At 75.5% G+C, this 1954-nt stretch carries 1 protein-coding gene; it reads left to right on the forward strand.

Features of this window, described 5'->3' with window-relative positions; genetic code table 11:
- Window positions 1–106 precede the first annotated feature (106 nt).
- Window positions 107–1801: a PHP domain-containing protein gene (locus tag IFT36_RS15930; RefSeq protein ID WP_200413654.1), complete on the forward strand. Its 1695-nt coding sequence runs from the start codon at window positions 107–109 to the stop codon at window positions 1799–1801.
- The last annotated feature ends 153 nt before the right edge of the window (window positions 1802–1954 follow it).

Here is a 1954-nt window from a genome sequence, read left to right on the forward strand (position 1 = left end):
GGGGAACGGTTCGTGAACGCCCGGTGTCGCACGCGTCCCCGACCGTTGGCCTGCGGTTCAGGCCCGCTGCCTACGGTCGGGACGCCCGCCCGACGAAAGTGAAGCCATGTCCCTCGACCCCCGCCCCGAGCAGTCCGCGCCGACCGGATCGGGCCTCTCGCGCCGGACCTTCCTCGGGGCCTCCGTCGCCGCGACGGTCGCCGTGGGGGCGACGGCCCAGGGGTTGCGGGGAGCGGACCCCGCGCAGGCGGCGCCGCTGCCGTCGGCGCCCGCCGTCGTCGATCCGGCCGCCGTCTCGTGGCTGGTCTTCGACCACCACGTGCACTCGGTCTACTCGCACGACGCGAAGTACCCCATGACGACGATCCTCGACCAGGCGCAGAGGTTCGGGGTCGACGCCATCGCCTTCACCGAGCACAGCAACAAGGGCCACGCCAACGTCGGCGGGGTGTTCAACGCCGCCCGCGAGATCGAGACCGCGCGGGCTGCCCGGCCCGACCTGCTCGTGCTGCAGGGGCTCGAGTGGTACATCCCCGGCGCCGAGCACGCCACCGTGCTCGTCGCACCCGGTCCCGCCACGACCCGTGTGCTGCGCCGCTTCGAGCTCGACCACGACGGCAAGCTGAACGGCTGGGAGAAGCCGCGCCCCGGCACCGACGACGCCGCCGAGTGGCTCGTGCACGCCACCGACGCGATCGCCTGGCTCGGCGCCCAGAAGAGCGCGGGCGTCGTCGACGACGTGATCGTCCTGGCGAACCACCCGAGCCGCCTCGGCATCGACTCGCCCGGCGAGCTGCGGGCCTGGCAGGACGCCGACCCCGAGGTGTTCGTCGGCATGGAGGGCGCCCCCGGTGCCCAGGCGGGTGCCGTCGCCGCGAACGCGTCGGCGCGCTCGCGGCGGGGCGAGTACGAGAACGCCCCCAGCGAGTTCTCGTTCGCCGGCTACCCCGCCGAGGCCTACCTGACCCACGGCGGCTTCGACTGGACGACGGCCGTCGTCGGCGGCGTGTGGGACTCGCTGCTCGGCGAGGGCCGGCGCTGGTGGATCACCTCGAACAGCGACCTCCACCTCAAGGAGTCCGACGCCACGCGCGTCGGCGACTTCCCGACCGGGCCAGGCTGGGAGGCCGGCGCGACGCTCGGCAACTTCGACCGTGCCGGCCGCCGCCCCGACCCGGTCGCGACGGCCACGCCCCAGAACGGTGCCGACTTCTGGCCGGGCGAGTTCAGCCGGAACCACGTCGGCGCCGTCGACCGGTCGTCCGCCGCGCTGCTCGACGCGATCCGCGCCGGTCGGCTCTGGGTCGACCACGGGCACCTGGTCGCCGGGCTCTCCGTCGTGCTCCGGGCCACCGGCGGGCAGGAGGCGCAGGCCACCCTGGGCGGGACCCTCACCGTCCCGCGCGGCACCGCCCTCGAGCTCGTGGTCGACGTGGTGCCCACCTCGACGCCCACCTCACGGGGCACGATCCCGCGGCTCGCCCACCTGGACGTGATCCGTGGCCGCGTCACCGGACCCGTGGCCGACCGCGACGAGCAGCGCGCGCCCGCCACCCGGGTCGTCGAGCTGCTCGACGTCGCCGACCGGTCCGCCGCTCCGTTCCGCGTCGTCGTGCCGCTCGAGCCCGCCACCGAGGACGGCTACGTGCGCCTGCGCGGCAGCGACGGCCGGGTGCACGGCGTCGGCCCGCTCGGAGCCGACGTCGACCCGCGGGCACCCCAGCCGTTCCCGATGAGCCCGGCCGACCCGTGGGCCGACACCTGGCTGTACGCGAACCCGATCTTCGTCAGCGTGCGCTGAGCCGACCGCGGCCCACTCCTGGGGGAACGTCGTCGCGACCGTCCCGCGTCACGCCGCGGGCTGGCACCGCGGGCACCACCAGGCCCGCCGCGTGCGGCCGTCCGGCGTGGGAGGGTCGTCGCGCGCCTCGACGCGGGTGCCGCAGCGCAGGCA

It is taken from the genome of Frigoribacterium sp. CFBP 13605 (genome assembly GCF_014839405.1).
GTDB lineage: Bacteria > Actinomycetota > Actinomycetes > Actinomycetales > Microbacteriaceae > Frigoribacterium.

Coding starts and splice junctions, on each gene's coding strand:
- IFT36_RS15930 (WP_200413654.1), top strand. CDS start 107: ATGTCCCTCGACCCCCGCCCCGAGCAGTCCGCGCCGACCGGATCGGGC.